Annotated in this window: 21 protein-coding genes; 6 read left to right on the forward strand and 15 right to left on the reverse strand. The window is 70.4% G+C overall.

The annotated features are described in order from the left end of the window. Positions 1-56 precede the first annotated feature (56 nt). On the reverse strand, positions 57-479 hold the full coding sequence (locus AB0I38_RS22095) for a roadblock/LC7 domain-containing protein (RefSeq protein ID WP_436838764.1): 423 nt from the start codon (positions 477-479) through the stop codon (positions 57-59). Further along, positions 476-3,088: a nitrate- and nitrite sensing domain-containing protein gene (locus AB0I38_RS22100; protein WP_358470926.1), complete on the reverse strand. Its 2,613-nt coding sequence runs from the start codon at positions 3,086-3,088 to the stop codon at positions 476-478. The genes AB0I38_RS22095 and AB0I38_RS22100 overlap by 4 nt, the downstream gene beginning before the upstream one ends. Before the next feature lie 314 nt (positions 3,089-3,402). On the opposite strand from AB0I38_RS22100, the gene AB0I38_RS22105 reads away from it, so the two are divergent. The 5 genes from AB0I38_RS22105 to betA all read left to right on the forward strand — a co-directional run bounded on the left by AB0I38_RS22105 (position 3,403) and on the right by betA (position 10,070). Then, positions 3,403-4,497: a quaternary amine ABC transporter ATP-binding protein gene (locus tag AB0I38_RS22105; RefSeq protein WP_436838765.1), complete on the forward strand. Its 1,095-nt coding sequence runs from the start codon at positions 3,403-3,405 to the stop codon at positions 4,495-4,497. After that, positions 4,494-6,407 carry an ABC transporter permease gene (locus AB0I38_RS22110; protein ID WP_358470932.1) on the forward strand — a complete coding sequence of 638 codons (1,914 nt, stop codon included), beginning with the start codon at positions 4,494-4,496 and terminating at the stop codon, positions 6,405-6,407. Before AB0I38_RS22105 ends, AB0I38_RS22110 begins: the two co-directional genes overlap by 4 nt. Beyond that, positions 6,404-7,369 carry an ABC transporter substrate-binding protein gene (locus AB0I38_RS22115; protein WP_358470935.1) on the forward strand — a complete coding sequence of 322 codons (966 nt, stop codon included), beginning with the start codon at positions 6,404-6,406 and terminating at the stop codon, positions 7,367-7,369. Before AB0I38_RS22110 ends, AB0I38_RS22115 begins: the two co-directional genes overlap by 4 nt. 113 nt (positions 7,370-7,482) lie before the next feature. Next, positions 7,483-8,418 carry an ABC transporter substrate-binding protein gene (locus tag AB0I38_RS22120; protein ID WP_358470938.1) on the forward strand — a complete coding sequence of 312 codons (936 nt, stop codon included), beginning with the start codon at positions 7,483-7,485 and terminating at the stop codon, positions 8,416-8,418. Then, positions 8,415-10,070, forward strand: a complete 1,656-nt coding sequence (gene betA / locus AB0I38_RS22125; protein ID WP_358470941.1) for a choline dehydrogenase — start codon at positions 8,415-8,417, stop codon at positions 10,068-10,070. Before AB0I38_RS22120 ends, betA begins: the two co-directional genes overlap by 4 nt. On the opposite strand, the gene AB0I38_RS22130 is transcribed toward betA, so the two are convergent. Beyond that, positions 10,048-11,301 carry an ATP-binding protein gene (locus AB0I38_RS22130; RefSeq protein ID WP_358470944.1) on the reverse strand — a complete coding sequence of 418 codons (1,254 nt, stop codon included), beginning with the start codon at positions 11,299-11,301 and terminating at the stop codon, positions 10,048-10,050. The genes betA and AB0I38_RS22130 overlap by 23 nt on opposite strands. 200 nt (positions 11,302-11,501) lie before the next feature. Here AB0I38_RS22130 and AB0I38_RS22135 point away from each other — a divergent pair, with 200 nt between their 5' ends. Next, positions 11,502-12,266 (forward strand): TetR/AcrR family transcriptional regulator, encoded by a 765-nt coding sequence (locus tag AB0I38_RS22135; RefSeq protein WP_358471261.1) that lies wholly within the window; start codon positions 11,502-11,504, stop codon positions 12,264-12,266. Positions 12,267-12,382: 116 nt separating this feature from the next. Here AB0I38_RS22135 and AB0I38_RS22140 read toward each other — a convergent pair whose 3' ends face one another. The 12 genes from AB0I38_RS22140 to AB0I38_RS22195 form a co-directional block, all read right to left on the reverse strand. Continuing rightward, a complete protein-coding gene (locus AB0I38_RS22140) occupies positions 12,383-12,961 on the reverse strand; it encodes a GTP-binding protein (RefSeq protein WP_358470947.1) in 579 nt (192 codons plus the stop codon). After that, complete coding sequence (locus AB0I38_RS22145) at positions 12,942-13,304, reverse strand: DUF742 domain-containing protein (RefSeq protein WP_189126203.1); 363 nt, start codon at positions 13,302-13,304, stop codon at positions 12,942-12,944. The genes AB0I38_RS22140 and AB0I38_RS22145 overlap by 20 nt, the downstream gene beginning before the upstream one ends. Positions 13,305-13,330: 26 nt before the next feature. After that, a complete protein-coding gene (locus AB0I38_RS22150) occupies positions 13,331-13,753 on the reverse strand; it encodes a roadblock/LC7 domain-containing protein (RefSeq protein ID WP_189126202.1) in 423 nt (140 codons plus the stop codon). Positions 13,754-13,778: 25 nt separating this feature from the next. Then, positions 13,779-16,508 (reverse strand): sensor histidine kinase, encoded by a 2,730-nt coding sequence (locus tag AB0I38_RS22155; RefSeq protein WP_358470952.1) that lies wholly within the window; start codon positions 16,506-16,508, stop codon positions 13,779-13,781. A 227-nt stretch (positions 16,509-16,735) separates the two neighbouring features. Continuing rightward, entirely contained in the window at positions 16,736-18,961 is a 2,226-nt protein-coding gene (locus tag AB0I38_RS22160; protein WP_358470955.1) for a [protein-PII] uridylyltransferase, read from the reverse strand. Between the two features lie 70 nt (positions 18,962-19,031). Beyond that, entirely contained in the window at positions 19,032-19,370 is a 339-nt protein-coding gene (locus AB0I38_RS22165; protein ID WP_358470958.1) for a P-II family nitrogen regulator, read from the reverse strand. Continuing rightward, the gene (locus AB0I38_RS22170; protein ID WP_358470961.1) at positions 19,367-20,677 is read right to left on the reverse strand and encodes an ammonium transporter; all 1,311 of its coding nucleotides are present in this window, start codon (positions 20,675-20,677) and stop codon (positions 19,367-19,369) included. Before AB0I38_RS22170 ends, AB0I38_RS22165 begins: the two co-directional genes overlap by 4 nt. A gap of 216 nt (positions 20,678-20,893) precedes the next feature. Beyond that, positions 20,894-21,475: a CGNR zinc finger domain-containing protein gene (locus tag AB0I38_RS22175; RefSeq protein WP_358470964.1), complete on the reverse strand. Its 582-nt coding sequence runs from the start codon at positions 21,473-21,475 to the stop codon at positions 20,894-20,896. A gap of 53 nt (positions 21,476-21,528) precedes the next feature. Further along, positions 21,529-22,467, reverse strand: a complete 939-nt coding sequence (locus AB0I38_RS22180) for a sigma-70 family RNA polymerase sigma factor (RefSeq protein WP_358470967.1) — start codon at positions 22,465-22,467, stop codon at positions 21,529-21,531. Between the two features lie 103 nt (positions 22,468-22,570). Further along, complete coding sequence (hutI, locus tag AB0I38_RS22185; protein ID WP_358470970.1) at positions 22,571-23,719, reverse strand: imidazolonepropionase; 1,149 nt, start codon at positions 23,717-23,719, stop codon at positions 22,571-22,573. A gap of 31 nt (positions 23,720-23,750) precedes the next feature. After that, positions 23,751-25,073, reverse strand: a complete 1,323-nt coding sequence (locus AB0I38_RS22190; RefSeq protein WP_358470973.1) for a formimidoylglutamate deiminase — start codon at positions 25,071-25,073, stop codon at positions 23,751-23,753. Further along, positions 25,064-26,248 carry an allantoate amidohydrolase gene (locus tag AB0I38_RS22195; protein WP_358470976.1) on the reverse strand — a complete coding sequence of 395 codons (1,185 nt, stop codon included), beginning with the start codon at positions 26,246-26,248 and terminating at the stop codon, positions 25,064-25,066. Before AB0I38_RS22195 ends, AB0I38_RS22190 begins: the two co-directional genes overlap by 10 nt. Between the last annotated feature and the right edge of the window lie 18 nt (positions 26,249-26,266).

A 26,266-nucleotide genomic window follows, 5' to 3' on the forward strand; every position in this document is an offset into this window, starting at 1 on the left:
GAACTTCGCTCCTGCTCCGGCTCGCCGTCATGCCACGATGCCAACGTCCACTCCCATCACCAGGGGCGCGAGGCCGAGAGCTCGGCACGCACGGCGGGTGTGAGCACCTGCCCGGCGCGTTCGACCAGGACCGTCATCTGGTAGGCCACCAACCCCATGTCGCAGTCCGGCGCGGCCAGCACCGCCAGCGACGACCCGTCGCTGATGGACACCACGAGGAGCAGCCCCTGCTGCATCTCCACGAGGGTCTGGGTCACCCCGCCCCCCTCGAAGACGCGCGACGACCCCTCGGTCAGGCTCACCAGGCCGGCCGCGATGGCGGCGAGCTGGTCGGCGCGGTCCTTGGGGAAGCCGCGAGAGAAGGCCATCGGCAGTCCGTCCGCGGAGACCACCACGACGTGCGCGACTCCGGGCACCTCCTCGACGAAGCCACTGACGAGCCAGTTGATGTCCCTGGCCGCCTGGCTCAACTGCTTCATGCGTCCTCCTCTAGCTCTGAGCGGCCTTTCCGCACGCCCTGCTGGTAACCGGCCAGCCGGCTGCGCAGCCTGTCCGGCGAGACCGGGGGCTGCGGCATGGGCGCGGGCGGCGGCGAAGCCGTGCCCGGCACCAGGTTGGCCCTGGGCGTGCGCTTGGGCAGCCCCGACGTGGTGGTGCCGCTCCGCGCGGGCCGGCTGACCGCCCCCGCGGCCTGCCAGCCGTCGTCGGCCGGCGACGACCACGTCTCCTCACGCCTGTCCTGGATGGACTCCTGGCCGGGCTCGCGCGTGACGGACGCCTTGGTGAACCAGCTGCTGGATTCGACGGAGGCGTGGATCGGCAGGAACTCGTCGTGCTCCCGCTCGGCAGGAGGCGAGATCGCGGAGTCGGGCGCCGGTATCTCGGCCGAGTGCGTGTGGTCCGAGGTGAACCAGGACGACGACTGGGGCTGCGGGATGTCGTAGGAGGGATGGCCGTGGCCGGGCATCGACGGCGTGTCAGGGAACGACGGGCCGGGAGCGTGCTCGGGCGGCATGGGCGCGGGCGGCGCGTGCCCGGGCCCGGCCTGCTGGGCCGGGATCCGGACGAGCGGGGCCTGCTCCTGGACGCCCGGCTGGCCGGGTGACTGGCCGGGCAGGGGCGCGAGCAGCGTCTGGGGCACCAGCACCATCGCCGTCAGCCCGCCGATGTCCTGGCGGCGCAGCTGCACCCTGATGCTGTGGCGCAGGGCCAGCCGGCCGACCACGAACAGCCCCATCCGCCGCGAGACCGAGACGTCCACCACGGGTGGATGGGCGAGCCGCCAGTTGGCCTGGGCGAGCTCCTCCGGGCTCATGCCGATGCCGTTGTCGGTGACGGAGATCATCAGCCCGCCGCCGTTGATCCTGTTGCTGGAAATGGTGACCTTGGTGTCGCGGGAGGAGAACGAGACGGCGTTCTCGACCAGCTCGGCCAGCAGGTGGACCAGGTCGGTCACCGCCTGGCCGACGATCGCGACCTCCGACTGGACCTGGATGCTGACCCGGTCGTAGCTCTCGACCTCGCCGAGCGCCGCGCGCACCACGTCCATCAGCTCGACCGGCTCGCTCCACCGGCGTGCCGCCTCCTGGCCGGCCAGGACCAGGAGGTTCTCGCTGTTGCGGCGCATGCGGGTGGCCAGGTGGTCGAGCTTGAACAGGTCGCCGAGGCGGGTGTCGTCGCGCTCGCCGCGCTCCAGCCGCTCGATCAGCGTGAGCTGCCGCTCGACCAGCGTCTGGCTGCGCCGCGACAGGTTGACGAACATCGAGTTGACGTTGGAGCGCAGCCGCGCCTCGTCGCCGGCCAGCCGTACGGCTTCGCGGTGCACCTCGTCGAAGGCGCGGGCGACCTCCCCCACCTCGTCCTTGGAGAAGACGCCGATGGGCGGCACCTCGACGTCGACCGAGCCGTCACGCGCCTCCCGCACCCGCTGCACGAACTCGGGCAGCCGCTGACCGGCGATCTCCAGCGCCTCGCCGCGCAGCCGGCGCAGCGGGCGGACCAGCGACCTGGCCACGCCCGTGGTGATGAGCAGCACGGCCACGAGCAGCGCCAGCACCGCGCCGGCGATCACGTAGGCCCGGGCCTGCTCGGCGGAGCTGAGCGACTCGCTGCGGGTCAGGATGCCGGTGGCCTGGCGTTCCTCGACCACGCGCATCGCGTTGGCCACGACGTTGCCCGCCTCGAACCATTCGGTGGCGTCGTCGCGCCTGGCCCCGCTCTCGTTGCGGGTCAGGTCGAGTCCGCGCAGCGGCAGCCCGGCGTTGGCCCTGATCAGCACCAGCTCGCGCAGGAACAGCATGCGGTCGGCGGGCCGGCCGTTGACGGTCTCGTCGAAGAAGCGGCGCTCGTCGGCGGTGGCCTCGGCGGCGAAGCGCTTGCGCTCGTTGCTCTCGCGCGAGAGCTCGCCGAGGAAGCGCTTCAGCTGTTCCTGGTCGAACCTGCCCTCGACCAGGACCGTCGTGACCAGCGCCTGCTGGAACGAGACGCTCTCCTTGGCGCGGGCGAGCGCGTCGAGCATGCGGGTCTGGCGGAACAGCTCGTCGTCCTGGACGCCCTTGACCAGCTCGTTGTGGATGTTGAGCAGGTCGCCGATGATGATCGTGTAGAGCTCGACGGCGGGGCCGGACAGCAGGTCCGCCTCGATCGCCTGCTGGCGCAGCCCCTTCAGGTCGTCGAGGCGGCTGAGCATGGCCTCGATCTGGTCGGCGGTGCGGCCGGTCACGGCGCCCTCGAGCTGCGTGGCGCTGCCGCGTACCTGCTTGACGATCTCGTCCACGTGCGCCATCTGGCCGCGCACCTCGGGCAGCTCGTCCTCGGGGCGGCCCTGGGCGATGAACCACGAGGTCTTGGCGCGCTCGCCGGAGACGAGATGGGTGAGCTCGCCGACCTGTTCGGACAGCTGGGCGAGCTGGTTGGTACGGGCGTAGTCTGCGGCGGCACCCGTGGACACGACCACCTGGACACCACCGAGCAGCACGGCGGCGGCGGTCGGCACCAGGATGAGGGCGACGAGCCGTGCCCGGACGCGCCAGTTACGCAGGCGCCAGTTCCCTCCGTCCGCCTGCCTCACACCCAACTGTGTACTCACCGAACGCAACCTCTCGCCCGAAATCGGCGTATATGAAAGGTCCTGAGACCTGTGGGGAAATCCAGCAGGTGCGGGTAATTGGAACACATTCGTACCAGCTCGGCCAAGCGACCATAACGCGACAAAAGTCGTTCAGTGTGACGCATGAGCCGAGAACCTGGAGCCCCTTTCTAGCCGATCTCTTGCTAGAAAGCACCCCTTCGCGCGTTAAGTGTCCATAAATGGGCGATTGTCACGTTCCAGGCGGATAACACGGAAGGAGCGCCACGGTCTCCGGAAGGTCACAGCGTTGAGATTCGCGTTATCTACGACATATGTTGAGCCCCGTCAACAAGGAGGCGAGTGTGGGGGTTTCTCCCGACAGTACGGCCATCGAAGTCGAAGGGCTTTGGAAGATCTTCGGCCCAACGGCGGAGAAGGTGCTCACGTGCGACGACAGGTTCCTGGAGCCGGCCGCGCTCAGGGAGAAGACCGGGTGCACCGCCGCCGTCAGAGACGTGAGCTTCACCGTCCGGCCCGGCGAGGTGTTCGTCGTGATGGGCCTGTCGGGAAGCGGTAAGTCCACCCTCGTCCGCTGCCTCACCCGGCTGATCGAGCCGAGCGCGGGCGTGATCCGGATCGGCGGCGAGGACGTCGGCCAGGCCTCCCCGGCGCGGTTACGCGACCTGCGGCGCCACCGGGTCAGCATGGTGTTCCAGCACTTCGGCCTGCTCCCCCATCGGCGGGTGATCGACAACGTCGGCTACGGCCTGGAGATCCAGGGCATGGGCAAGGCCGCCAGGCACGCCCGCGCCGGGGAGATCCTGTCGCTGGTGGGCCTCGACGGCCACGCCGACGCCTACCCCGACCAGCTCTCCGGCGGCATGCAGCAGCGCGTCGGCCTGGCCCGCGCGCTGGCGGTGGACCCGGAGGTCATGCTGTTCGACGAGCCGTTCAGCGCGCTCGATCCACTGATCCGCCGCGACATGCAGGCCGAGGTGATCCGGCTGCACCGCGAGGTCGGCAAGACGATGGTGTTCATCACCCACGACCTGTCCGAGGCGCTCAAGCTGGGCGAGCGCATCGCGATCATGCGGGCGGGCTCGATCGTGCAGCTCGGCACGCCGGAGGAGCTGGTGGGCGCGCCGGCCGACGACTACGTGGCCGACTTCGTCCGCGACGTGCCCCGCAGCCACGTGCTGACGCTCCGCTGGATCTGCCGCCCGCCCGAGCCCGGCGAACCGCTCGACGGCCCCGAGCTGCCGGCGTCGACGGTCATCAAGGACGCCATCACCGCCGCCTCGGCCTCGTCCCGCCCGATCAGGGTCGTCGACGGGGGCGGGCTGGCCGGCGTCGTGGACCGGGTGGACCTCCTCACGTTCCTGTCCGGGCAGGACACCGACCAGCGGGCCGTACAGGCGACGACATGAGCGCCACGGCAGTCGCGACCCGCTCCCGGCTCAGGGTGCCCGGCTGGCTGGCGCCCGCGGGGATCGCGGTCCTGTTCGCCGCCGGCCATCTGGTCTTCCAGGGGACGGGAACGCTCCCGCACGACAACGACGCCCCGCAGTTCCTGGCGATCACCGACCTGCGCGAATGGGTCGACGACAACAAGAACGCCAGCCCGGTCTTCCTGTACTTCATCAACTACATCCGGCTGTTCGTCGGCGCGGTCTTCGTCGCCTTCCAGAGCGTGCTGCACGCGCTCGGCTGGCCCGGCCTGATCGGCCTGATGGCCGGGGTCGGCTGGCTGGCGGGCGGCCGGCGGATCGGGCTGCTCGGGGCGGCGGGCTTCGCCACCTTCGGCGTGCTCGGCGTCTGGGAGTCGAGCGTCGACACGCTGGCCCTGGTCGGCACCGCGGTGCTGCTGTCGCTGCTGATCGGCCTGCCACTGGGGGTCTGGGCCGGGCGCTCGCCGCGGCTGCGCCGGGCGCTCAACCCGGTGCTCGACATCATGCAGATCATGCCGACGTTCGCCTACCTGGCGCCGATGGTGCTGTTCTTCCAGATCGGCGCGCCGGCCGGGGCGATCGCCACCATGATCTACTCGATCCCGCCCGCCATCCGCATCACCGCGCTGGCCATCGAGCAGGTCTCCCCCGTGGCGGTCGAAGCGTCGGCGTCGCTCGGCGCGACCTCCTGGCAGACGCTGCGCAAGGTGCACCTGCCGCTGGCCCGGTCGACGATGACCCTGGCGGTCAACCAGACCATCATGATGGCGCTGTCCATGGTGGTGATCGCCAACCTGATCTCCGCGCCCGGCCTCGGCTCCGACATCATCCGCGGCCTGTCCCGCCAGAACGTCGGCATCATGCTCCCCGCCGGCCTGGCCATCGTGGTCATGGCCGTGGTCCTCGACCGCACCACGATGGCCGCCGCCCGCCGCCGCGCCCACCAGAGCGCCGGCCGGTGGCGGTGGCCGGCCGCCGCCGGGCTGGTCGTGGGCGGCGTGGCGCTGACGTACGCGCTGCCGCCTGCCTTCCCCGGCCAGTGGGTGCTCGCGATGGGCGGCCCGGTGAACGACGCGGTCCGGTGGGCCGAGGTCAACTGGTACGACACCACCGAGGCGATCAAGAACGTGACCAGCGAGGCGCTGCTGAACCCGCTGCAGAGCCTGCTGACCTCGGCGCCGTGGTGGCTGGTCGCCGCGGCCGTGCTGCTGCTGGCCTGGTGGTCGAGCGGCCCGCGGCCTGCCCTCACGGCGCTCGGTTGCCTGCTCGCGATCGCGCTGCTCGGGCTCTGGGAGCACAGCATGGTGACGCTGACCATGGTCGTCGTCGCGGTGCTGGCCGTCCTGGTGATCGGCCTGGTGCTGGGCGTGGCCGCGGCCCGCTCCGCGCGGTACTCCGCCGTGCAGCGCCCGCTGCTCGACGCGGCCCAGACCATGCCGTCGTTCGTCTACCTGCTGCCCGCGCTCGCGCTGTTCGGCCCGACCAAGTTCACCGCGATCTTCGCCTCGGTGATCTACGCGGCGCCGCCGGTGATCCGGCTGGTCGAGCAGGGCATCCGGGCGGTGCCGCACACGGTGGTCGAAGCGGCCCTGTCCGCCGGGTCCACGCCGGGCCAGCTGCTGCGCAAGGTGCAACTGCCGATGGCGCGCCAGGCGATCCTGCTGGCCGCCAACCAGGGCATCGTGCTGACGCTCGCCATGGTCGTGCTCGGCGCGCTGGTCGGGGGCGGCGCGCTGGGTTACGACGTGGTGTCCGGCTTCTCCCAGCGGACCGATTTCGGGATGGGCTTCGCCGCCGGCGTGGCGATCGTCCTGCTCGGAATCATGCTCGACCGCATCACGCAGGGCGCCGACAGGCGCTCCTCTCCCCATCGAAGGAAGTCCGTATGAAGATTCGCCTGCTCGCAGGCCTGCTCGTCCTTGGACTCGCCGCCGGATGCGGCGGTGCCAAAGTGGAGGACACGCCCAGCTCCGCCGCCCCCCAGGCGGGCTCCAGCGCGTCGGCCGGCGGCACCGTGAAGATCGCGATCAACCCCTGGGTCGGCTACGAGGCCAGCGCCAACGTGGTCGCCTACCTGATGAAGAACGAGCTCGGCTACACCGTGGAACTGCCCGAGATCAAGGAGCAGCTCGCCTGGGAGGGCTTCGAGACCGGCGACGTCGACGTCATCATCGAGAACTGGGGCCACCCCGACCTCAAGCAGAAGTTCATCGACGAGAAGAAGGTCGCCCAGGTCGCCGGCTCGACCGGCAACAAGGGCGTCATCGGCTGGTACATCCCCAAGTGGATGGTCGACAAGTACCCCGGCATCACCGACTACAAGAACCTCAACAAGTACGCCCAGCTGTTCAAGACCTCCGAGTCGGGCGACAAGGGCCAGCTGCTGTTCGGCGACCCGTCGTACGTCAGCAACGAGGACGCGCTGATCAAGAACCTCAAACTCGACCTCAAGGTCGTCACCGGAGGCAGTGAGGCCGCCCTGATCAAGGGCGCCCAGCAGGCGCAGGAGCAGCAGAAGCCGCTGCTGTTCTACTTCTGGGACCCGCACTGGCTGTTCAGCAAGACCGAGCTGGCCCGCGTCAACCTGCCGCCGTACACCGAGGGCTGCGACGCCGACCCCAAGAAGGTGGCCTGCGACTACGCCGAGATGGACCTGGACAAGATCGTGAGCACCAAGTTCACCCAGACCGGCGGCAAGGCGTACGAGCTGGTCAAGAACTTCAGCTGGACCAACGAGGACCAGAACGCCGTCGCCGACGACATGACCAACAACAGCCTGACGGGCGAGCAGGCCGCCAAGAAGTGGGTCGAGGCCAACACGGCCAAGTGGCAGGCCTGGATCCCCAAGTGACCTCGCCTCCGACGCCCCAGATGCCCCGGACGCCCCGGACGCCGACGACCCCGCCGACCCTCTGACTCTTGACCGTGGCCCCGCCTGGCGGGGCCACGGTCGTGGAGACGCTCATGCGAACCAAGACACTCGCGGGATCGCTGGTGGCGGTCCTGCTCCTGACGGCCTGCTCCGGCGAGGAGAACCCGTCCGGCACCGGCGCGAAGGGCACGGTCGACATCGACGTGCACGCCTGGGCGGGCTACGAGGCCCAGGCGGCCGTGCTCGCCTACCTGCTGAAGCACGAACTGGGCTACCAGGTGCGGACCCGCCAGATGACGGAGGCCGATTCCTGGCGGGATTTCGAAACGGGCAAGGTCGACGTCATTGTCGAGAACTGGGGCCATCCCGATCTGAAGAAGCAGTACATCGAGGAGAAGAAGGTCGCGCTCTCCGCCGGTCTCACCGGGAACAAAGGGGTGATCGGATGGTACGTCCCTGAGTGGATGGTCAAGAAATATCCCGACATCACTGACTGGAGAAACCTGAACAAGTACGCAAGCCTTTTTCGGACCCCCCGATCCGGTGATTTCGGTCAGATCCTTGACGGCGATCCGACATTCGTCACAAATGACGAGACCCTCGTCAAGAACCTCGGCCTCAATTACAAGGTCGTCTACTCCGGCAGCGAAGCGGCTCTGATCAAGGCCGCGCAGTCGGCGACGAAGAACAGAACGCCACTGCTGATGTACTTCTACGAGCCGCAGTGGCTCTTCACCAAGGTCAAACTCGTGAAGGTCAATCTGCCCTCCTACGCCATCGGCTGCGACGCCGACGTGGCCAAGGTGGCCTGCGACTACCCGCCGTACCTGCTCGACAAGATCGTGAGCAAGAAGTTCGCCCAGACCGGCGGCCGGGCGTACGAGCTGGTCCGCAACTTCTCCTGGACGAACGAGAACCAGAACGCGGTGGCCAGCGACATGATCAACAGGAAGCTCACCGCCGAGCAGGCGGCCGAGCGCTGGGTGAACGAGAACAAGATCGTGTGGAAGGACTGGATTCCGCGTTGAGCTTCGACTATGTGATCGTGGGCGGCGGCTCGGCCGGCTGTGCCCTGGCCAACCGGCTGAGCGCCGACCCCTCGGTCTCGGTGCTGGTGCTGGAGGCGGGCCGGCCCGACTACCCGTGGGACGTGTTCATCCACATGCCGGCCGCGCTGATGTTCCCCATCGGCAGCCGCTTCTACGACTGGAAGTACGAGTCGGAGCCCGAGCCGTACATGAACGGCCGGCGCGTCTACCACGCCCGCGGCAAGGTGCTCGGCGGGTCGAGCAGCATCAACGGCATGATCTTCCAGCGCGGCAACCCGCTCGACTACGAGCGCTGGGCCGCCGACCCCGGCATGGCCGAGTGGGACTACGCGCACTGCCTGCCGTACTTCAGGAAGATGGAGAGCTGCCTGGCGGACCCCGGCTCGGTCCACCGGGGCGACGACGGCCCGCTCAAGCTGGAGCGCGGGCCCGCGCGCGGCCCGCTCTTCGAGGCGTTCTTCGAGGCCGTCCAGCAGGCCGGACACCCGCTCACCGACGACGTCAACGGCTTCCGGCAGGAGGGCTTCGCGGCCTTCGACCGCAACGTCCACCGCGGCCGCCGGCTCAGCGCCGCCCGCGCCTACCTCCACCCGGTGCGCCAGCGCCGCAACCTCACGGTCCGCACCCGCGCCTTCGTGGAGAAGATCGTCTTCTCCGGCCCCCGGGCGGTCGGCGTCGTCTGCGACGGCGAGCGCATCGAGGCCGGCGAGGTCATCCTCTCCGGCGGCGCGATCAACTCCCCGCAACTGCTGCAACTGTCCGGCGTCGGCCCGGGCGACCTGCTGTCACCGCTGGGCATCCCGGTCGTCCACGACCTCCCCGGCGTGGGCGCCAACCTGCAGGACCACCTGGAGGTGTACGTCCAGCACGCCTGCACCCAGCCCGTGTCGCAGCAGCCGTCGCTGGCCTGGTGGCGCCGGCCGTTCATCGGCGCCGACTGGCTCTTCCGCCGCCGCGGCCCCGGAGCCACCAACCACTTCGAGGCAGGCGGCTTCATCCGCTCGAACGACGACGTGGCCTACCCCAACCTGATGTACCACTTCCTGCCCATCGCGGTCCGCTACGACGGCTCGGCGCCCGCCGGCGGCCACGGCTACCAGGTGCACATCGGGCCGATGTACTCCGACTCGCGCGGCTCGGTCCGCGTCCGGTCGGCCGATCCGCGCGACAAGCCCGCCCTGCGCTTCAACTACCTGTCCACCGAGCAGGACCGCCGCGAGTGGGTGGAGGCCATCCGGCTCACCCGCGAGATCCTCTCCCAGCCCGCCTGGGCCGCGCTCGACGGCGGCGAGCTGTCACCCGGCCCCGGCGTCAGCACCGATGAGGAGATCCTGGCCTGGGTGGCCAAGGACGGCGAGACCGCCCTGCACCCCTCCTGCACCTGCAGGATGGGCGTGGATGAGATGTCGGTGGTGGACCCCGCCACCATGCGCGTCCACGGCCTCGACGGCCTGCGCGTCGTCGACGCCTCGGTCATGCCGTACGTCACCAACGGCAACATCTACGCCCCCGTGATGATGCTGGCCGAGAAGTCGGCCGACCTCATTCTCGGCAACACCCCCCTGCCACCCGAGCCCACGCCCTTCTACCGTCACGAAGCCCGAGCCCTCACCGATCCCACAGAGCGCTGATCGGCAACGCCGTCAGGCGGTCTCCGAACGACAACGACCGCCTGCCAGTGTAGAACACGAACCCGTGCACGAACCCGTCACCGAGCGAGTCCCTGAGCGCGACGAGCCCCTTGAAGTCGTCGAGACCGACCGCGTCCGTCGCCTTCGCCTCGACGCCGACCACGCGGCCGTTGGTCCGCTCGATCACCAGGTCCACCTCGGGTCCCTGGCTGACTCTCCAGTGGTAGAGGCCGACCCGGAACGGCGACCAGGTCGCCTGCTTGGACAGCTCACCGACGATGAACGTCTCGACGAGCGGTCCGCGGGCAGGGGCGACGCGGGCGGCCAGCCCTTCGGCGTCGACAGAGAGCAGGTGAGCGGCGAGGCCGGTGTCCGTGAGGTGCAGCTTGGGGCGCCGCACCGCGCGGGCGGTCAGATTGCGTGACCAGGCAGGCAGTGACTGCACCAGGAAGACCGTTTCCAGCAGCCCGAGATAGCGCTGGACGGTCGTCCGGTGGATCCCGAGGTCGCTGCCCACCTTGACCAGGTTGAGCTCCTGGGCGGTGGATGCCGCCAGCAGTCTCAGCAACCGCCCGAGACCGCTCGGCTCGTCGATCTTCGCCATCTCTCGGATGTCGGTATCGATGATCGACCGAACGTAGGTGACGTACCACTGGTCACGGGCACGCTCCGACCTCATGGTCAGGATCTCTGGGTAGCTGCCCCTGGCGATGAGCTCGAAGTAGTCGGACCTGCCGAAGTCGCTCTCCCCCGGCGTGCGGAGAGCCTCGGGCTCGTCGAAGGCTTTGCTGAGAAAGGACATGCTCCCCTCGGCGAGCTCCTGCTCGGCGAAGGGCCACACGTCGAGCACGCTGGCCCGGCCGGCCAGCGACTCACTCAGCGACGGGGTCGCCAAAAACCTGGTGGATCCCGCCAGAACGAACTGCCCACGGCTCGCCGAACGGTCGACCGCCGCCTTGATCGCCAGTACGAGATCGTCTCCACCACGCTGGATCTCGTCGATCATCATCGGTTTGGGGCCATCGGCGATGAACGCGCCTGGATCGGCCTGGGCGGCAGCGCGCAGAGCACCGTCGTCGAGCGTGAGATAGGTGCCCCCGCGACAGGCTTCGAGCTGCCGGAGCAGGGTGGTCTTGCCGGACTGGCGAGGACCGTTGATGATCACCACTCTGAACGAGTCGAGTGACTCCACCGCATGATCGGCGATCCGCCGGGATACAAGGTCCACCACGCCTCCAACCTGTTGAACCGACATCCTACGGGCTTCCGAACCGACACTTCACGAGATTAGTACCGACATTCCACAGACCCTCGATCGACATTTCACGGAACCACGACCGACATTCCACGGTGCTCTGAGCCGACATTTCCCAGGGTGGGCGCGGGGGTGGGGCCGGAGGGCCGGAGCGTACTGAGTACCGTACGAGGGTGATCGAGTACAGCGGCAAGGGAGACCCCGCCCGCAGCCTCGCGCTGCTCTGGCGCACCAGTGAGCGGACCAGCCGCAAGGGCAAGCCCGACCTGAGCGTCGGCCGGATCGTAGGCGCGGCGATCGAGGTGGCCGACTCCGAGGGGCTCCAGGCCCTGTCCATGCGCCGCGTGGCCGAACGGCTCGGGGTGGGCACGATGTCGCTCTACACGTACGTGCCGGGCAAGCCGGAACTGCTCGATGTCATGCTCGACACCGTCTACGGCGAGACCGCCAGGCCGGAAGAGGTGCCGGGCGGCTGGCGGGGGCGGCTGGAGCTGATCGCCCGCGAGAACTGGGCGCTCTACCTGCGCCACCCGTGGCTGCTCCAGGTGGCGACGAGCCGCCCGGTGCTCGGCCCGAACGTCACCGCCAAGTACGACTACGAGCTGCGGGCCGTCGACGGCATCGGGCTGACGGACGTCGAGATGGACTCGGTGATCACACTGGTCACCGGCTTCGTGCACGGCACGGCCAGAGGCGCGGTGGAGGCGTCGCAGGCCGAGAGCCAGACCGGCATGACCGACGAGCAGTGGTGGGCCGCGCACGCGCCGTTCTTCGGCCGGATCGCCGACGCGTCCCGCTTCCCCACGGCCGCCCGGGTCGGCCAGGCGGCCGGCGAGACCCTGGGCGGCGCCTACAGCCCGGAGCACGCCTTCGAGTTCGGCCTGCAGCGCGTCCTCGACGGCATCCAGGCCCTGGTGGACCGGCGCGCCGGCACGGCCTGAGCGGCCGTCCCGCCCAAAGGAAGCCAGGCCGCTGGGAGCCGGACTGCCGGGAGCCAGGCTGCGGGGAAAACGGACTGCTGGAGCCGGCCCACGGACGGCCGGCCCACGGGGAGCAGCTAGGAGACGGGCATGGCCCGGAGCCGGACGACGTGCTCGACGAGCGAGATCAACGTCGATTTGACCGAGTCGCGGTTGCGCGCGTCGGTGCGGACGATGGGCACGTTCGGCGACAGCGCCAGCGCCTCGCGGACATCATGGTCCGTGTGCTGGAACTGCCCGTCCCAGCCGTTGATGCCGACCACGAACGGCAGTTTGGCCTCCTCGAAGTAGTCGATCGCGGGGAAGCTGTCGGCCAGCCGCCGCGTGTCGAGCAGCACGACCGCGCCGATGGCGCCGCGCACCAGGTCGTCCCACATGAACCAGAACCGGTGCTGTCCGGGCGTGCCGAACAGGTAGAGGATCAAGTCACGGTCGAGCGACAGGCGGCCGAAGTCCATGGCCACGGTCGTCGTCTGCTTGTGCGGCGTCAGGCCGAGGTCGTCGATGCCCGCGGACGCGTCGGTCATCACCGCTTCCGTGGTGAGCGGGAGAATCTCGGACACCGCCCCCACGAACGTCGTCTTGCCGACGCCGAAGCCCCCCGCGACGACGATCTTCGTCGACGTGAGGCCGGGGCTAGAGCCTGCGAAGTCCACTGAGCACCCTTTCGAGCATGTTGAGGTCTGGCTGTCCCTGGCTGAGACGTGGCTGGTGCAGGCGGACAAGCCCTTCATCGGACATGTCCGCCACAAGCACCCGAGCCACGCCCAGCGGGACCCGGAGCAGGGCCGAGATCTCGGCGACCGACCGGATCGAGCGGCAGAGTTGCATGATGGCCTCCTGCTCGGGGGTGAGCAAGGCCATCTCGTCGTCCGGAATGGACATGGACGAGATCAGCGTCTCCATCGCAAGGTGATAGCGCGGCTCCGATCGGCCGCCGGTCACCGCGTACGGACGGAAGAGGGGCTCGTCGTCCCCGATTCCGTCACTTCCGTACACGACCCACTCCCAAAGGTGTCATTGCCTCACCGCGTCCTGGCTGCCTGCAGCTCCGCGCGGAGTGCCGGGGTCAGGGCCTGACCGGCCCGGTCGACCAGCAGCGTCATCTGATAGGCGACCAGCCCCATGTCGCAGTCGGGGGAGGCCAGCACGGTGATCACCGAGCCGTCGCTGATCGCCATCACGATGAGCAGCCCGCGCTGCATCTCGACGACGGTCTGGGTGACGGAGCCACCCTCGAACACGCGCGAGGCGCCCACGGTCAGGCTCAGCAGGCCCGCGGAGACCGCGGCGAGCTGGTCGGCCCGGTCCGGCGGGAAGCCCTCGGAACTCGCCAGGCAGAGACCATCGGCGGAGACGGCGACCGCGTGCGCGACCCCGGGCGTGTTCCGCACGAAGTCGGTGATCAGCCAGTCGAACCGATGCGCCTCATGGCTAAGCGTTGTCACTCGCCCTCCCTGGCAAGACGCTCACTCACTCTCGTTCCTCCTGTTCACGTACTTCCGCGCGACCCCGCCGTACGCCCTGCTGGTAACTGGCCATCCTGCTGCGGATCCGGTCGGCTGAGACCGGCGGCATCGGAGCTTGCTGCTGCGATTGCCGCTGCGGTCCCGTGGCCGGCTGGCTTGCCGTACCGGGCACCAGGTTGGCCTTGGGGGTGCGCTTGGGCAGTCCGGCGGCGGTGACGCCACCGAGACTCGGGTCGCTCGCGGCGGCCGCCGCCCGCCATCCGGCGTCAGCGGCGGTTCGCCACTCTTCCTCCCCAGAGGGTACGGCTTGTGAGACGCTCGGCTCATCTCGGTTCGGTGTCGCCTGCCCGGACTCCTCCGGCGGCCTGCGGAACCAGGCCGACTCCACCGCCGCGAAGATCGGCAGATACTCCTCCTGCTCCGGCTCCACCGGCGAGACGTTCACCGAGGGAGGAGGTGCCGGCCTGCGGACATCGTCGCTGTTGTACGGCCTGCCGACGGGAGGCGGCGTCTGGAACGCGCCATTACCGGATCCGGCTGAAGGACGGGAGGGGAGGGAGCCGGGCCGGTCGACGCTGGGATAGGCGGGGCTGGGGTAGGACGGGTAGCCGCCCGTGTCGTACGACCGGGGCCGCCCGGCCGCCGCGCCGCCGTCGGTGTCGGCGGTGAAGGGCGGCCCCCCGTAGCGCACCGGTCCCGTCCCGGTGACCTCCGTGGAGTCGTAACCGGTGTACGAGCGGAAGGTGCCGTTCTGGGCGGGCACGCCGGTCGGCGGGGTGGACGAGGGGGACGACGCCAGGCCGCCGCCGAACGCCGGGCGCTGCGGCAGCGGCTTCTGGGCACCGTCGGCGATCAGCGCCGGAGGGAGCAGCACCATGGCGATCAGGCCGGTGCCGTCGCCCTTGCGGAGCTGGACGCGGATGCCGTGGCGCAGCGCCAGGCGGCCGACCACGAACAGGCCCATGCGCCGGGAGACCGACACGTCGACCACGGGCGGCTCGGCCAGCCTGCGGTTGGCCTCGGCCAGTTCCTCGTCGGTCATGCTGATGCCCAAGTCGCTCACCGACAGCAGCGCGCCGCCACCCTCGACGTAGCTGCTGGTCACCGTGACCTGCGCGTTGCTGGGCGAGAACTGGATGGCGTTCTCGACCAGCTCGGCCACCAGGTGGACGAGGTCGTTGGCGGCGCTGCCGAGCACCGAGGTGCCCCGGTGGACCTTGACCTGGACGCGCTCGTAGCCCTCGACCTCCGACAGCGCGGCCCGGACCACGTCGACCAGCTTGGCCGGTTGGCTGCGCCTGCGGGTCGGCTCGTGGCCGGCGAGGACGAGGAGGTTCTCGGAGTTGCGCCGCATACGGGTGGCCAGGTGGTCGAGCTTGAACAGGTCGGACAGCCGGCCACCGTCCTGCTCGCCCTTCTCCAGCCCGTCGATCAGCGAGATCTGCCGCTCCACCAGCGTCTGGGTGCGGCGCGAGAGGTTGACGAACATCGAGCTGATGTTGCCGCGCAGCTCGGCCTCCTCGCCGGCGAGCCGTACGGCCTGGCGGTGGACCTGGTCGAAGGCCTTGGCCACCTCGCCGATCTCGTCGTTGCCCTCGACGTCGATCGGGCGGATGTCGGTGGCGGCGTCGCCCGAGACGCGCAGCTTGCGGACCACGTCGGGCAGCCGGAAGCCGGCGATCTCCAGGGCCTCGGTGCGCAGGCGGCGCAGCGGCGTGACCATCGAGCGGGCGATGGCGACAGTGAGCAACAAAACCAGCAAAAGCAACGCCAAGATCAAAGCACCCGCTATGATCGCATTACGGATCTCGGCGTCACGTAGGTCCTGGCTGCGCAGGGTCACCTGCGTGCTCAATGGTTCCTCGACCGAGCGGAGGGCGGCGATCGTGGTGGCGTTGTCGTCGAACCACTGGTCGGGAGCCGGTTTGTCGGGGCCGGTGGCGGCGAGAAGGTTCTGCCTGATCCTGACGCCCGGCGCCTTGCCGCTGGCCAGGGTGATCGCACGCGACTTGGTGAGCTCGGTGTTGTAGTACTCCTGCCGGGTCAGCGCCTTCTGCAGCGCCATGCCGACCTGCGGGCCCGCCTCCTGGCCGACGAGGGCGATCTGGGTGCGCTGGGCGGCGTTGGCGGCGATGAACCGCTCGACCTCCTTGGCGTCGACGCTGGCGGAGTTGTAGTAGCCCTTCAGCAGTTGCACGCGCTGCCGGGAGACCTGCTCCTTGGCGCGAGCCAGCGCGCTCAGGGCGCGGAACTGGCCGATGATCTGCGAGTCGTCGCTGAGCAGGCTCAGCTCGTCGTGCAGGCGGAGCAGCGTGTCGAGCAGGGAGTCGTAGCGCGTGGTGTCGCGCTGGCCCTCCTTGCGGACGCTGTCCAGCTTGCCGAGGTCGGCGTGGGCGCGCCTGACGACGTCGAGCACGCGGGGGCCGTAGGACTCGTCCATCGTGGCGAGGTCGGCCTGCACGGCCTGGACGAGGGTGTTGACCTGCGCCCTGCGCTCGGCGTACGGGTCGGCGAGCTTCTTCTTCAACTGCTTGGCGGCGTCCAGCCAGCCGCCCGTGTCACGCTCCAGGCCGACCGCCTCGACCAGGTCGCGGATCCGGCCGGCCTGCTCGGCGGCGACGGCCGTACGGTCGTAGTCGTTGATGCTCTGGACCGACCCCACCACGCGGGCTCCCCCGAGCCCGACGCCGACAACGGTGGGGACCAGGATGAGCGCCGTGAGGCGCCATCTCACGCGCCAGTTGCGCAGACCCAGCCGGGGCAGGGGCCGCTGTCCGCGGTCTCGCCTCGCGGCATGGCCGCTGTCGGAGTTCCCCGTAGTCACTGCTCCCGCTACCCCTCAATCATCCCGATCACTCCGGGTCATAAGTCCGTCCCACAAGGTATCCGCAGCATCCGACTTACCACGCAAATCGGGCACAATTGTTATCTAGGTGACCGTGACTCGTCGCGCCCACCGGGTCAGCGCAGTGCCGCGAGCACCAGATCGCGGACCTGATTTCGCTGCGCGTCGTCGCTGAGGGGACGTCCGGCGCGATCTACCACATAGAAGACGTCCACCGCCTCCGCGCCGAGAGTCTCCACGCGAGCAGCCCTCACGTCAAGACCGCACTCCCCGAACGCCCGTCCGATGCGCCACAGGAGTCCCGGCCTGTCATGGACCCTGACCTCGATCACGGTGGCGGTCGCGGAGGCGTCGTCCACCAAGGTCACACGAGGTGGAGCGACTGGCACGCGAGGAGGTCTGACCGCCCGGGAACGGCGGGCCAGGCGCTGCTCGATGTCAAGACGCCCAGCAAGGACGAGACGGAGGTCGGATTCGAGCGTGGCGGGGTCGGGCGGCGAGCCGTACTCGGGGACGACGGAGAAGTCGATCACGGCCGTGGAGCCGGCGGACGCGGCCGAGGCGGAGCGGACGATCAGGCGATGCGCGGCCAGCACGCCGGCGGCGCTCCAGAGCAGGCCCACCCGGTCGGGGGCGACCACCGTGACGGCTCCCCCGTTCACCCGGACCGCGCCGCCGCCGTGCCTGGCCAGCGCGGCCTGCTCGGCCGACAGCGCGGGCGCCTTGGGCGGCGGCGAGCCCGACAGGACCGAACGCACCCGGCGCACGAGATCGGCGACCAGTCCGGCCTTCCAGGAGTTCCAGGCCGCCGGGCCCGTGGCGTGACCGTCGGCGATCGCCAGCGCGGCCAGCAGGTCGAGCACCTCGCGTGAGCCCACCATGCCCGCGACCTTCTCGATCGTCACCGGGTCGTCCAGGTCGCGGCGGGTCGCCGTCTCGGGCAGCAGCAGATGCCAGCGCACCACGGTAGCCAGCACGTCCACGTCGGAGGCGGGCAGGCCGATGCGCGTCGCGATGTCGCGGACCACGACCTCGCCCGTCGCCGAATGGTCACCGGGCCAGCCCTTGCCGATGTCGTGCAGCAGCGCCGCGATCAGCAGCAGGTCGGGGCGCGAGACCTCGCGGGTGTGGCTCGCGGCGTTGGCGACCGCCTCGATCAGGTGCCGGTCGACGGTGAAGCGGTGGATGGGATTGCGCTGCGGGCGGTGCCGTACGCGCTCCCAGTCAGGAAGCAGTTTGACGAGGATGCCCGCCTGGTCGAGCTCTTCCCACACGGGCACGGCGGCCCGGCCGGCGCCGAGGATCGACACCAGCGAGTCACGGGCCTCGTCAGGCCACGGCACCGGCATCGGGAGCGACTGAGCGGCCAGGACCGACACCGTGGCGGGGGCGAGCGGCAGCCCCGACTCGGCCGCCGCCGCGGCGGCGCGCAGCACTAGCAACGGGTCCTTGCGGGGGTCGGCGCCCCTGGCGAGCACCACCTCGCCGCCGTGCTCCACCACGCCGTCGGCCAGCGGGCGACGGCCACGCGGGGCCGGCCCTGACAGCAGCCTGTCAACCGTGCGCCAGGTGGTGTCGAACGCGTGGGAGATCGTCCGGCCCGCCTCGGCCAGCCGGCGCATCAGCGCCTCGGCGTCGAGCAGGCCCAGCAGCCCCGCGACCGCGTCCTGCTCCTGCAGGACGAGCCGGTCCGCGCCGCGCGCGGTGACGACGTGCAGCGCGTGCCGCACGTCCAGGATGAACTCGTACGCCTCGCGGGCGCGGGGGCCCGGAGCTGAGGCGACCCACGCCGCCGCGACCGCCTGCATGGCCTGCAGGTCGCGCAGCCCGCCGCGGCCGTCCTTCAGATCGGGTTCGAGCAGGAAGGCCAGCTCACCACTGGCCTGCGCGCGCTGGTCGGCGGCCTCCCGCAGCTCTCCCAGCCGGCGCCGGGAGTCGGCCCGCCACTCGGCGAGCACCGCCTCCCTGGCCTTGCGGGTCAGCTCGGGATCACCCGCCACGTGCCTGGCCTGGATGAGGCTGAGCACCGCCTTGAGGTCGTCGCGGGCGACGACCACGGCCTGCTCCACGGTCCGCACCGAATGGTCGAGGCCGACGCCGGAGTCCCAGATCGGGTACCAGATGCGCTCGGCGATCCGGGCCACGTCGGACCTGCCGTTGTGCAGCAGGACCAGGTCGAGGTCACTGCCCGGCGCGAGCTCGCCGCGGCCCAGGCTCCCGACGGCGACCAGGGACACCTGGTCGCCGTCGCTCGCCGTACGGAAGAGATCCTTGAGCCAGCGGTCGGTGTCCGCGGCCCGCTCCTTGCGAGCCGCGGCATACGAACGGGCTTCACCCCTCAAGACAGCTCCTCGCCGAGCTCCGCTCGGACACCCGCCCCGTCGCGGGTGTCCTCGCTTCGCCGCGGATCCATCACAGGGCCTCTGGACCGCGTTCTCCGGTGCGGACGCGGACGACCGTGTCCACGGGCACGGACCAGACCTTGCCGTCACCGATCTTGCCGGTCTGGGCCGCCTTGACGATGACGTCGATCACGTCCTCGGCGTCATCCTCTTCGATCAGCACCTCAAGGCGAACCTTGGGGACCAGGTCGACCTGGTACTCGGCGCCACGGTAGACCTCGGTGTGGCCACGCTGCCGGCCGTAGCCGCTGGCCTCGCTGACGGTCATCCCCTTGATGCCGAACTGTTCCAGTGCCGCCTTCACGTCATCGAGCTTGAAGGGCTTGATGACGGCCGTGATGAGCCTCATGCGTCCACCTTCTTGGCTGCCGTGGTGACCGGGCCGTTGGAGCTGCTCACGCCGGAGGCGTGAACGGTGCCGAGGTCGTAACCGGTCTCGGCGTGCGTGGTGATGTCGATGCCGGTCTGCTCGTCCTCGGCCGCGATCCGGAAGCCCATCGTCTTGTCGATGATCTTCCCGATGATCCAGGTGACGACGAACGAGTAACCGCCGACCGCGATCGGTCCCAGCACCTGCAACCCGAGCTGGCCGAAGCCGCCACCGTAGAACAGGCCCTGGCTCTGGGCGTCCGTGGCGGGGTAGGCGGCGACGAAACCGAGGGCGACGGCGCCGACGACGCCACCGACCAGGTGGACGCCGACCACGTCGAGCGAGTCGTCATAGCCGAGCTTGTACTTGAGCCCGACGGCGTAGGAGCAGGCGACACCCGCGATCACACCGATGAGGGCCGCGGCCCAGGGGTCGACGAAACCACAGGCAGGGGTGATGGCGACCAGACCGGCGACGGCGCCGGAGGCGACGCCGAGGCTGGTGGCGTGGCCGTCGCGGAGCTTCTCCGTGACGAGCCAGGCGCCGGCGGCGACGGCGGTGCAGATCTGGGTGTTCATGAACGCGAGGCCGGCGATGCCGTCGACCACGAGCTCGGAGCCCGCGTTGAAGCCGAACCAGCCGAACCACAGCAGGGCCGCGCCGAGCAGGACCAGCGTCAGGTTGTGCGGCCGCATCGGCTCCTTGCGCCAGCCCTGCCGCTTGCCGATGATGAGCGCCAGCGCGAGCGCCGCGGCACCGGCGTTGATGTGGACCACGGTGCCGCCGGCGAAGTCCTCGATGCCCATCGTGTTGAGCCAGCCGCCGCCCCACACCCAGTGCGCGACCGGGAAGTAGACGATGGTGGCCCAGACGACGGTGAAGAGGACCCAGGCGCCGAACTTCGCGCGGTCCGCGATGGCGCCGCTGATCAGCGCGACGGTGATGATGGCGAAGGTCAGCTGGAAGGCCGAGAAGACCAGGCTGGGCATGCCGGTGCCGTCGTCCGCGGTGGCGGTGTTCACCAGGCTCTGCAAGCCCAGGTGTTCCAGGCCACCGACGAGGTTGTTGAGCCAGGACATCGAGTTCTCGCTGAAGGCCAGCGAGTGCCCGTACATCATCCAGGTGATGGTGACGGTGATGATGGCGACGAACGACATCATCATCATGTTCAGGACACTCTTGGCCCTGGTCATGCCCCCGTAGAACAACGCGAGCCCCGGAGTCATCAGCAACACCAACGCGGTGGCTGTGAGCATCCAGGCAGTCGTGCCGGTATCGATCTCCACGGCCGACCCTCCTTACATGTGACGTGTGGGCACAGCGTCTTCGGCCGCCGTTTCGTGGTTCGACCAGGTGTGTTTCACATTCGTGAATCTCGCCGGACTGGTGTTTCAGCGAAGTTTCGGGCTTTTCACACCCCCGCATTTCGGGCAATGCATAGCCAAAACCCTCGGCTGGACCTGCCCGCACGCAGGTTCTGGCGCGACACTCCGGAGCGGCGCCTACGAGCGTCTGGTGCGCAGCTTCTGCCGGTTGCCGCAGCGGTTCATCGAGCACCAGCGGCGGGTGCCCGGCCGTGAGGTGTCAAGGAAGAGAAGGTGGCAGCGCTCCCCCGCGCACATCCGCACCCGCTTGACCAGGGGACCGCTGAACAGCTCGATGGCGTCACGCGCCACGGCCGACAGGAACTGCGTCGCCGTCACCGGATAGGACCAGCCGCGCTCCAGCGTGTCGCCGATCACCGGCACGGGCGGCGGCGCGGCCGCGGCCTCGTTGAGCACCCAGAGGTCCACGGCGTCGTGGGCCTCCCCACGGGCGGCCCGCTCGGCGAGGTGCTGGACCGCCCCGCGCAGCCGCCCGGCGGCCATGAGGTCGCCCTGGCCGGCGACCACGTCGCCCTCGACTTCCAGCCGGGAGCGGCCGATCCAGGCCACGAGGTCGCCGGGCTCGTGCAGCCGCTCGTGCAGCGGCTCGCCCGGCTCGATCGCCCCGGCGAGCAGGAACTCCAGGCACAGTGTCCCGGCGTCGAACCGGAACCGCTGCCCGTCGGGCGCGGTGAGCGTCATGCCGCTCGCACCATTCACGCCGCGAGCGTAACACTCGACACCGGTTGAACCGGTGTCGAGTGTGAGGAAAGTCAGGCGGCGTTGGCCATCCGGCGCAGCCGGGCCAGCGCGTCACGCTCGATGCGGCGGGCGCGGTCACGGCCGATGCCGTAGCGCTCGCCCACCTCGGTGAGCGTGTGCTCACGCCCGTCGACCAGCCCGTAGCGCCAGCGCAGCATGTCTCGCGTGTCGCCCTCCAGGCCGGTCAGCCACTGGTCGAGCCGCTCGCGCTCCAGGATGTCGATCGCCTGCTGCTCGGGATCGGCCCACGTGTCGTCGGCGATCATGTCGCCCAGCTCGGTCTCGTCCTCGTCGCCCACGCCCAGTTGCAGCGAGACGGGATCGGAGGCCCAGCGGCGCAGCTCGCGCACCCGCTCGATCGGCAGCTCCAGGATCTGCGCGAGGTCCTCGTCGGTCGGCTCGACGTCGAACTCGGCCAGCATGTCGCGGCGCACCCGCATCAGCCTGGTCATCTGCTCACCGGCGTGCGTGGGCAGCCGCACCGGCCGCGCCTGCTCGTGGATGGCCCGCCCCACCGACTGCCGGATCCACCACGTGGCGTAGGTCGAGAACTTGTAGCCCCGCTTGTAGTCGAACTTCTCCACCGCCCGGACCAGCCCCAGGTTGCCCTCCTGGACCAGGTCGATCAGCGGCATCCCGCGGCCCGAGTATTTACGCGCCACGGCCACCACCAGCCGCAGGTTGGCCTGGATGAACTCGTCCTTGGCCCGCTGGCCGGAGATCGCCAGGCGCTCCAGCTCCTCGTCGGCCGCGTCCCCGCAACGCGGCTCCGAACCACCGCTGTCGAGCAGTTGCTCGGCGAAGAGCCCCGCCTCGATCCGCTTGGCCAGCTCCACCTCTTCCTCCGCCGTGAGCAGCGGCACCCGGCCGATCTCCGCCAAGTAGGTCCCCAGCAGGTCGCGGTCCGCGACGTGCTGCTCCTGCGTGCGACTCCCCGTAGGCCTTGCCATCCCCTGGCACCTCGTTCCGCAGCTCCGTCTTATACCCGGCCAACGTGCGGCCGGATGCAAAGATTCCCTAAAGCACTACGACCAGGGGAGGGTTCTGGATGTCCTACTCAAGGAGGAGACCGCCCTGAACCACCTGGTGGACGAGGGGGACACCAGGTCGATAGGCCAGATGGGTGTAGGAGGGGGCGTCGAGGACCACGAGGTCGGCGCGTGTTCCCGGCCCCAGCCACCCTACGTCCGCGCGACGCAGCGCGCGTGCCCCGCCGTACGTCGCGGCCCTGATCGCCTCCAGCGGCGTCATGCGCATCTCCCGTACGGCCAGCGCGACGCAGAACGACATCGACGACGTGAACGACGAGCCCGGGTTGCAGTCGGTGGCCAGCGCGACCGTCACCCCGGCGTCGATCAGCCGGCGGGCGTCGGGATAGGGCGAGCGGGTGGAGAACTCCGCGCCCGGCAGCAGCGTCGCCACGGTGCCCGACGAGGCGAGCGCGTCGACGTCGGCCGCGCTCAGATGGGTGCAGTGATCGGCCGAGGCCGCCCCCAGCTCGCAGGCGATCCGCACGCCGGGCCCCTCGGTGAGCTGGTTGGCGTGCACCCGGGCCTGCAGCCCGGCCTTGATGCCCGCGCGCAGGATCTCGCGGGTCTGGTCGCCGTCGAACGCGCCGCGCTCGCAGAAGACGTCCACCCACTTCGCGTACGGCGCGCAGGCCGCCAGCATCTCGCCCGTGACCAGCCGCACGTAGTCGTCGGCCGTGACACCCTCGGGCACGAGGTGCGCGCCGAGGTAGGTGGTCTCGTCGGTCAGCCCGGTGGCGATCTCCAGCGAGCGGCGCTCGTCCTCGACGCTCAGCCCGTAGCCGCTCTTGATCTCGACGGTCGTGGTGCCCTGCGCCAGCATCTCGGCGACCAGGGCGGCGGCACGGGTGGCCAGCTCGGCGTCACCGGCCCGCCGGGTGGCGGCGACCGTGGTGCGGATGCCGCCTCCGGTGTAGGCCTGACCGGCCATCCGGGCCTCGAACTCGGCGGTCCGGTCGCCGGCGAAGACGAGATGGGCGTGACTGTCGACGAAGCCGGGGATCACGCACCTGCCCCCCGCGGCGATCCGCCGGTCGGCCGCGGGCGCCCGGCCGGCCGGCCCGAGCCAGGCGACCAGGCCGTCCGCCAGGACCAGCGCGGCGTCCCGGATCTCCTCACGCGCCGGGTCACCCGTGTAGAGCAGCCCGATCCCGTCGATCAGCGTCGTGGTCATCTCACCCATCCTGTCGCCTCACCCAGCAGGGTCATCTCACCCATCCGATCGCCTCACCCAGCAGGGCTCCGACGTCACCCAGCCGGTGCCGCCCCTCGGACACCACGCGGCGGCCGCCGGAGATCACCGAGTGCACGTCCGCCGCCGTGGCCGCGAACACCACGCCCTCCAGCCCGCTCGTGCCCGCCGTACGGACCGAGTCGAGGCGCACGGAGACCAGGTCCGCCCACGCGCCGGGCATGAGCTGACCGGCGTCGGGGAAGCCGAGGGAGGCGTGGCCCCTGCCGGTGGCGGCGGTCAGCAGCTCGGCAGCCTGCCAGTGGCCGCGCCGCTCGGAGGCCAGCCGCTCGTCCAGCTCGACCGCGCGGGCCTCCTCGAACAGGTCGATCACCGCGTGGCTGTCGGAGCCCAGCGTGATGGGCGACCCCTGGTCGTACAGGGCCCTGGCCGGGCCGATGCCGTCGGCCAGGTCTCGCTCGGTGGTGGGGCACATGCAGACGTGGGTGCCCGACTGGCCGAGCAGGCCCAGGTCGGCGTCGCTCAGGTGGGTGGCGTGCACGGCCGTGGAGCGCGGTCCGAGCAGGTCGTTCTCGTGCAGCACCCGCACGGGCGTCACCCCGTACGCCTGCTCGCAGGCGGTGTTCTCGGCGCGCTGCTCGGAGACGTGCGCGTGCAGCGGCGCGGCGTGGCGGTGGGCGAACTCGGCGACCACCGGCATCTGCTCGGCCGGCACCGCGCGCACCGAGTGGACCGCCGCGCCGATCTCCACGTCGGGCTGCCCCTCATACGCGGCGGCCAGCAATTCGGCGCGGGCCACCCAGTCTCCGACGTCGCCGTCGCCGAAGCGCGTCTGCGGGCCCTCCAGCGGAACGCCGATGCCGCCCGTCAGGTAGCAGGCGTCGAGCAGCGCGATCCGCAGCCCCGCCTCGCGCGCGGCCTGGACGAGCGCGTGCCCCATCGTGTTCGGGTCGTCGTACGGCACCCCGCCCGGCCCGTGGTGCAGGTAGTGGAACTCCCCCACACAGGTCACCCCGGCCAGGGCCATCTCGGCGTAGACGGCCCGGGCCAGCGCCAGGTAGGTGTCGGGGTCGAGCCGGGCGGCCACCTCGTACATCTGCTCCCGCCAGGTCCAGAAGTCGCCCCGGCCCGCCTGGGTGGCACCGCGCAGCGCGCGGTGGAAGGCGTGCGAGTGGGCGTTGGCCAGGCCGGGGATGGTGAGCCCGGCCAGCCGTTCGGCCCCTCCCGGCTCCCCCTGCCGGACCTGGACGACGTGCGTCCCCTCGATCTCGACGAGCACGCTCTCGGTGACGCCGCCGGGCAGCCAGGCCTGCTCGCACCAGTAGGTCAGCGGCACAGGTCCTCCAGCACGGTCGCGAGCGCGGCCACTCCCGCCTCGCAGTCCGCCCGTTCGGCGTGCTCGTGCGGCGAGTGGGACACGCCGGTGGGGTTGCGCACGAACACCATCGCGCTCGGCACGCCCGCCGCGGCCAGGATCCCGGCGTCGTGCCCGGCTCCGGTCGGCAGGATCGGCGCCGGCGCGCCGCCCTCGCTCGCGGCGCCGATCAGGGCGGCGAGCCGGTCTCTCAGCGGCTCGTCGAAGTCGACCACCGGTGTCCAGGACTCCTCGCTCACGTCCGCCCCCTCGCCCAGCTCGGCCAGCTCGGCCACCAGGTCGAGGACGTCGCGTTCGGCGGCGCCCCGGGCGTCGAGCCAGGCCGAGACCAGGCCGGGCACGGCGTTGGCGTTGCCGGGCGAGACCCGGACCTTGCCGACGGTGGCCACGACGCCGCGCCGCGCCGCCGCCTCGCGGGCCGCCAGGACCACCCGGGCGAACGGCAGCATCGGGTCGTCGCGGTCTTCCAGCCGGGTGGTGCCGGCGTGGTCGGCCCGGCCGCGGAAGTCGAACCGCCACCTTCCGTGCGGCCAGATCGCGGCCGCCACCCCGACGGGGCTGTCCTGGGCGGCGAGCCCGCGCCCCTGCTCGACGTGGAGCTCGACGAAGGCGCCGACGGTGGCGAGGGTCTCGTCGTCGCGCCCGATGTCGCGCGGGTCGCGACCGGCCCGGGTGAGGACGTCGGCCAGCGTGTCGCCCTCGTCGTCGGTCAGGCCCAGCGCCCGGCCGGGGTCGAGCACGCCGGTGAGCAGCCTCGACCCCACACAGGGGACGCCGAACCGGGCGCCCTCCTCGTCGGTGAAGCACGCGACACCCAGCGGCCTGCCCGGCGAGACGCCACGCTCTCTCAGCAGGTCGAGAGCGGCGAAGGCGGACACCACGCCGAGCGGGCCGTCGAACGCGCCGCCCTGACGTACCGAGTCGAGATGGCTGCCCGTGACCACGCCGGGCTCGCGCGACGGGTCTCCCCACCACGCCCAGAGGTTGCCGTTGCGGTCCTCGCGCAGGTCGAGCCCCCGCTTCGCCGCCTCTCCCCTGAACCACTCGCGCAGCTCCAGATCGGCGGCCGACCAGGCGTCTCTGACGTAGCCGTTGGTGGAGAGATCACGGCCGATGTGCGCGAGTTCGTCAAGCATGGACCCACTGTAGTGAAT

Origin of the sequence: Nonomuraea cavernae, from assembly GCF_040655715.1 — a bacterium.
GTDB lineage: Bacteria > Actinomycetota > Actinomycetes > Streptosporangiales > Streptosporangiaceae > Nonomuraea > Nonomuraea cavernae_A.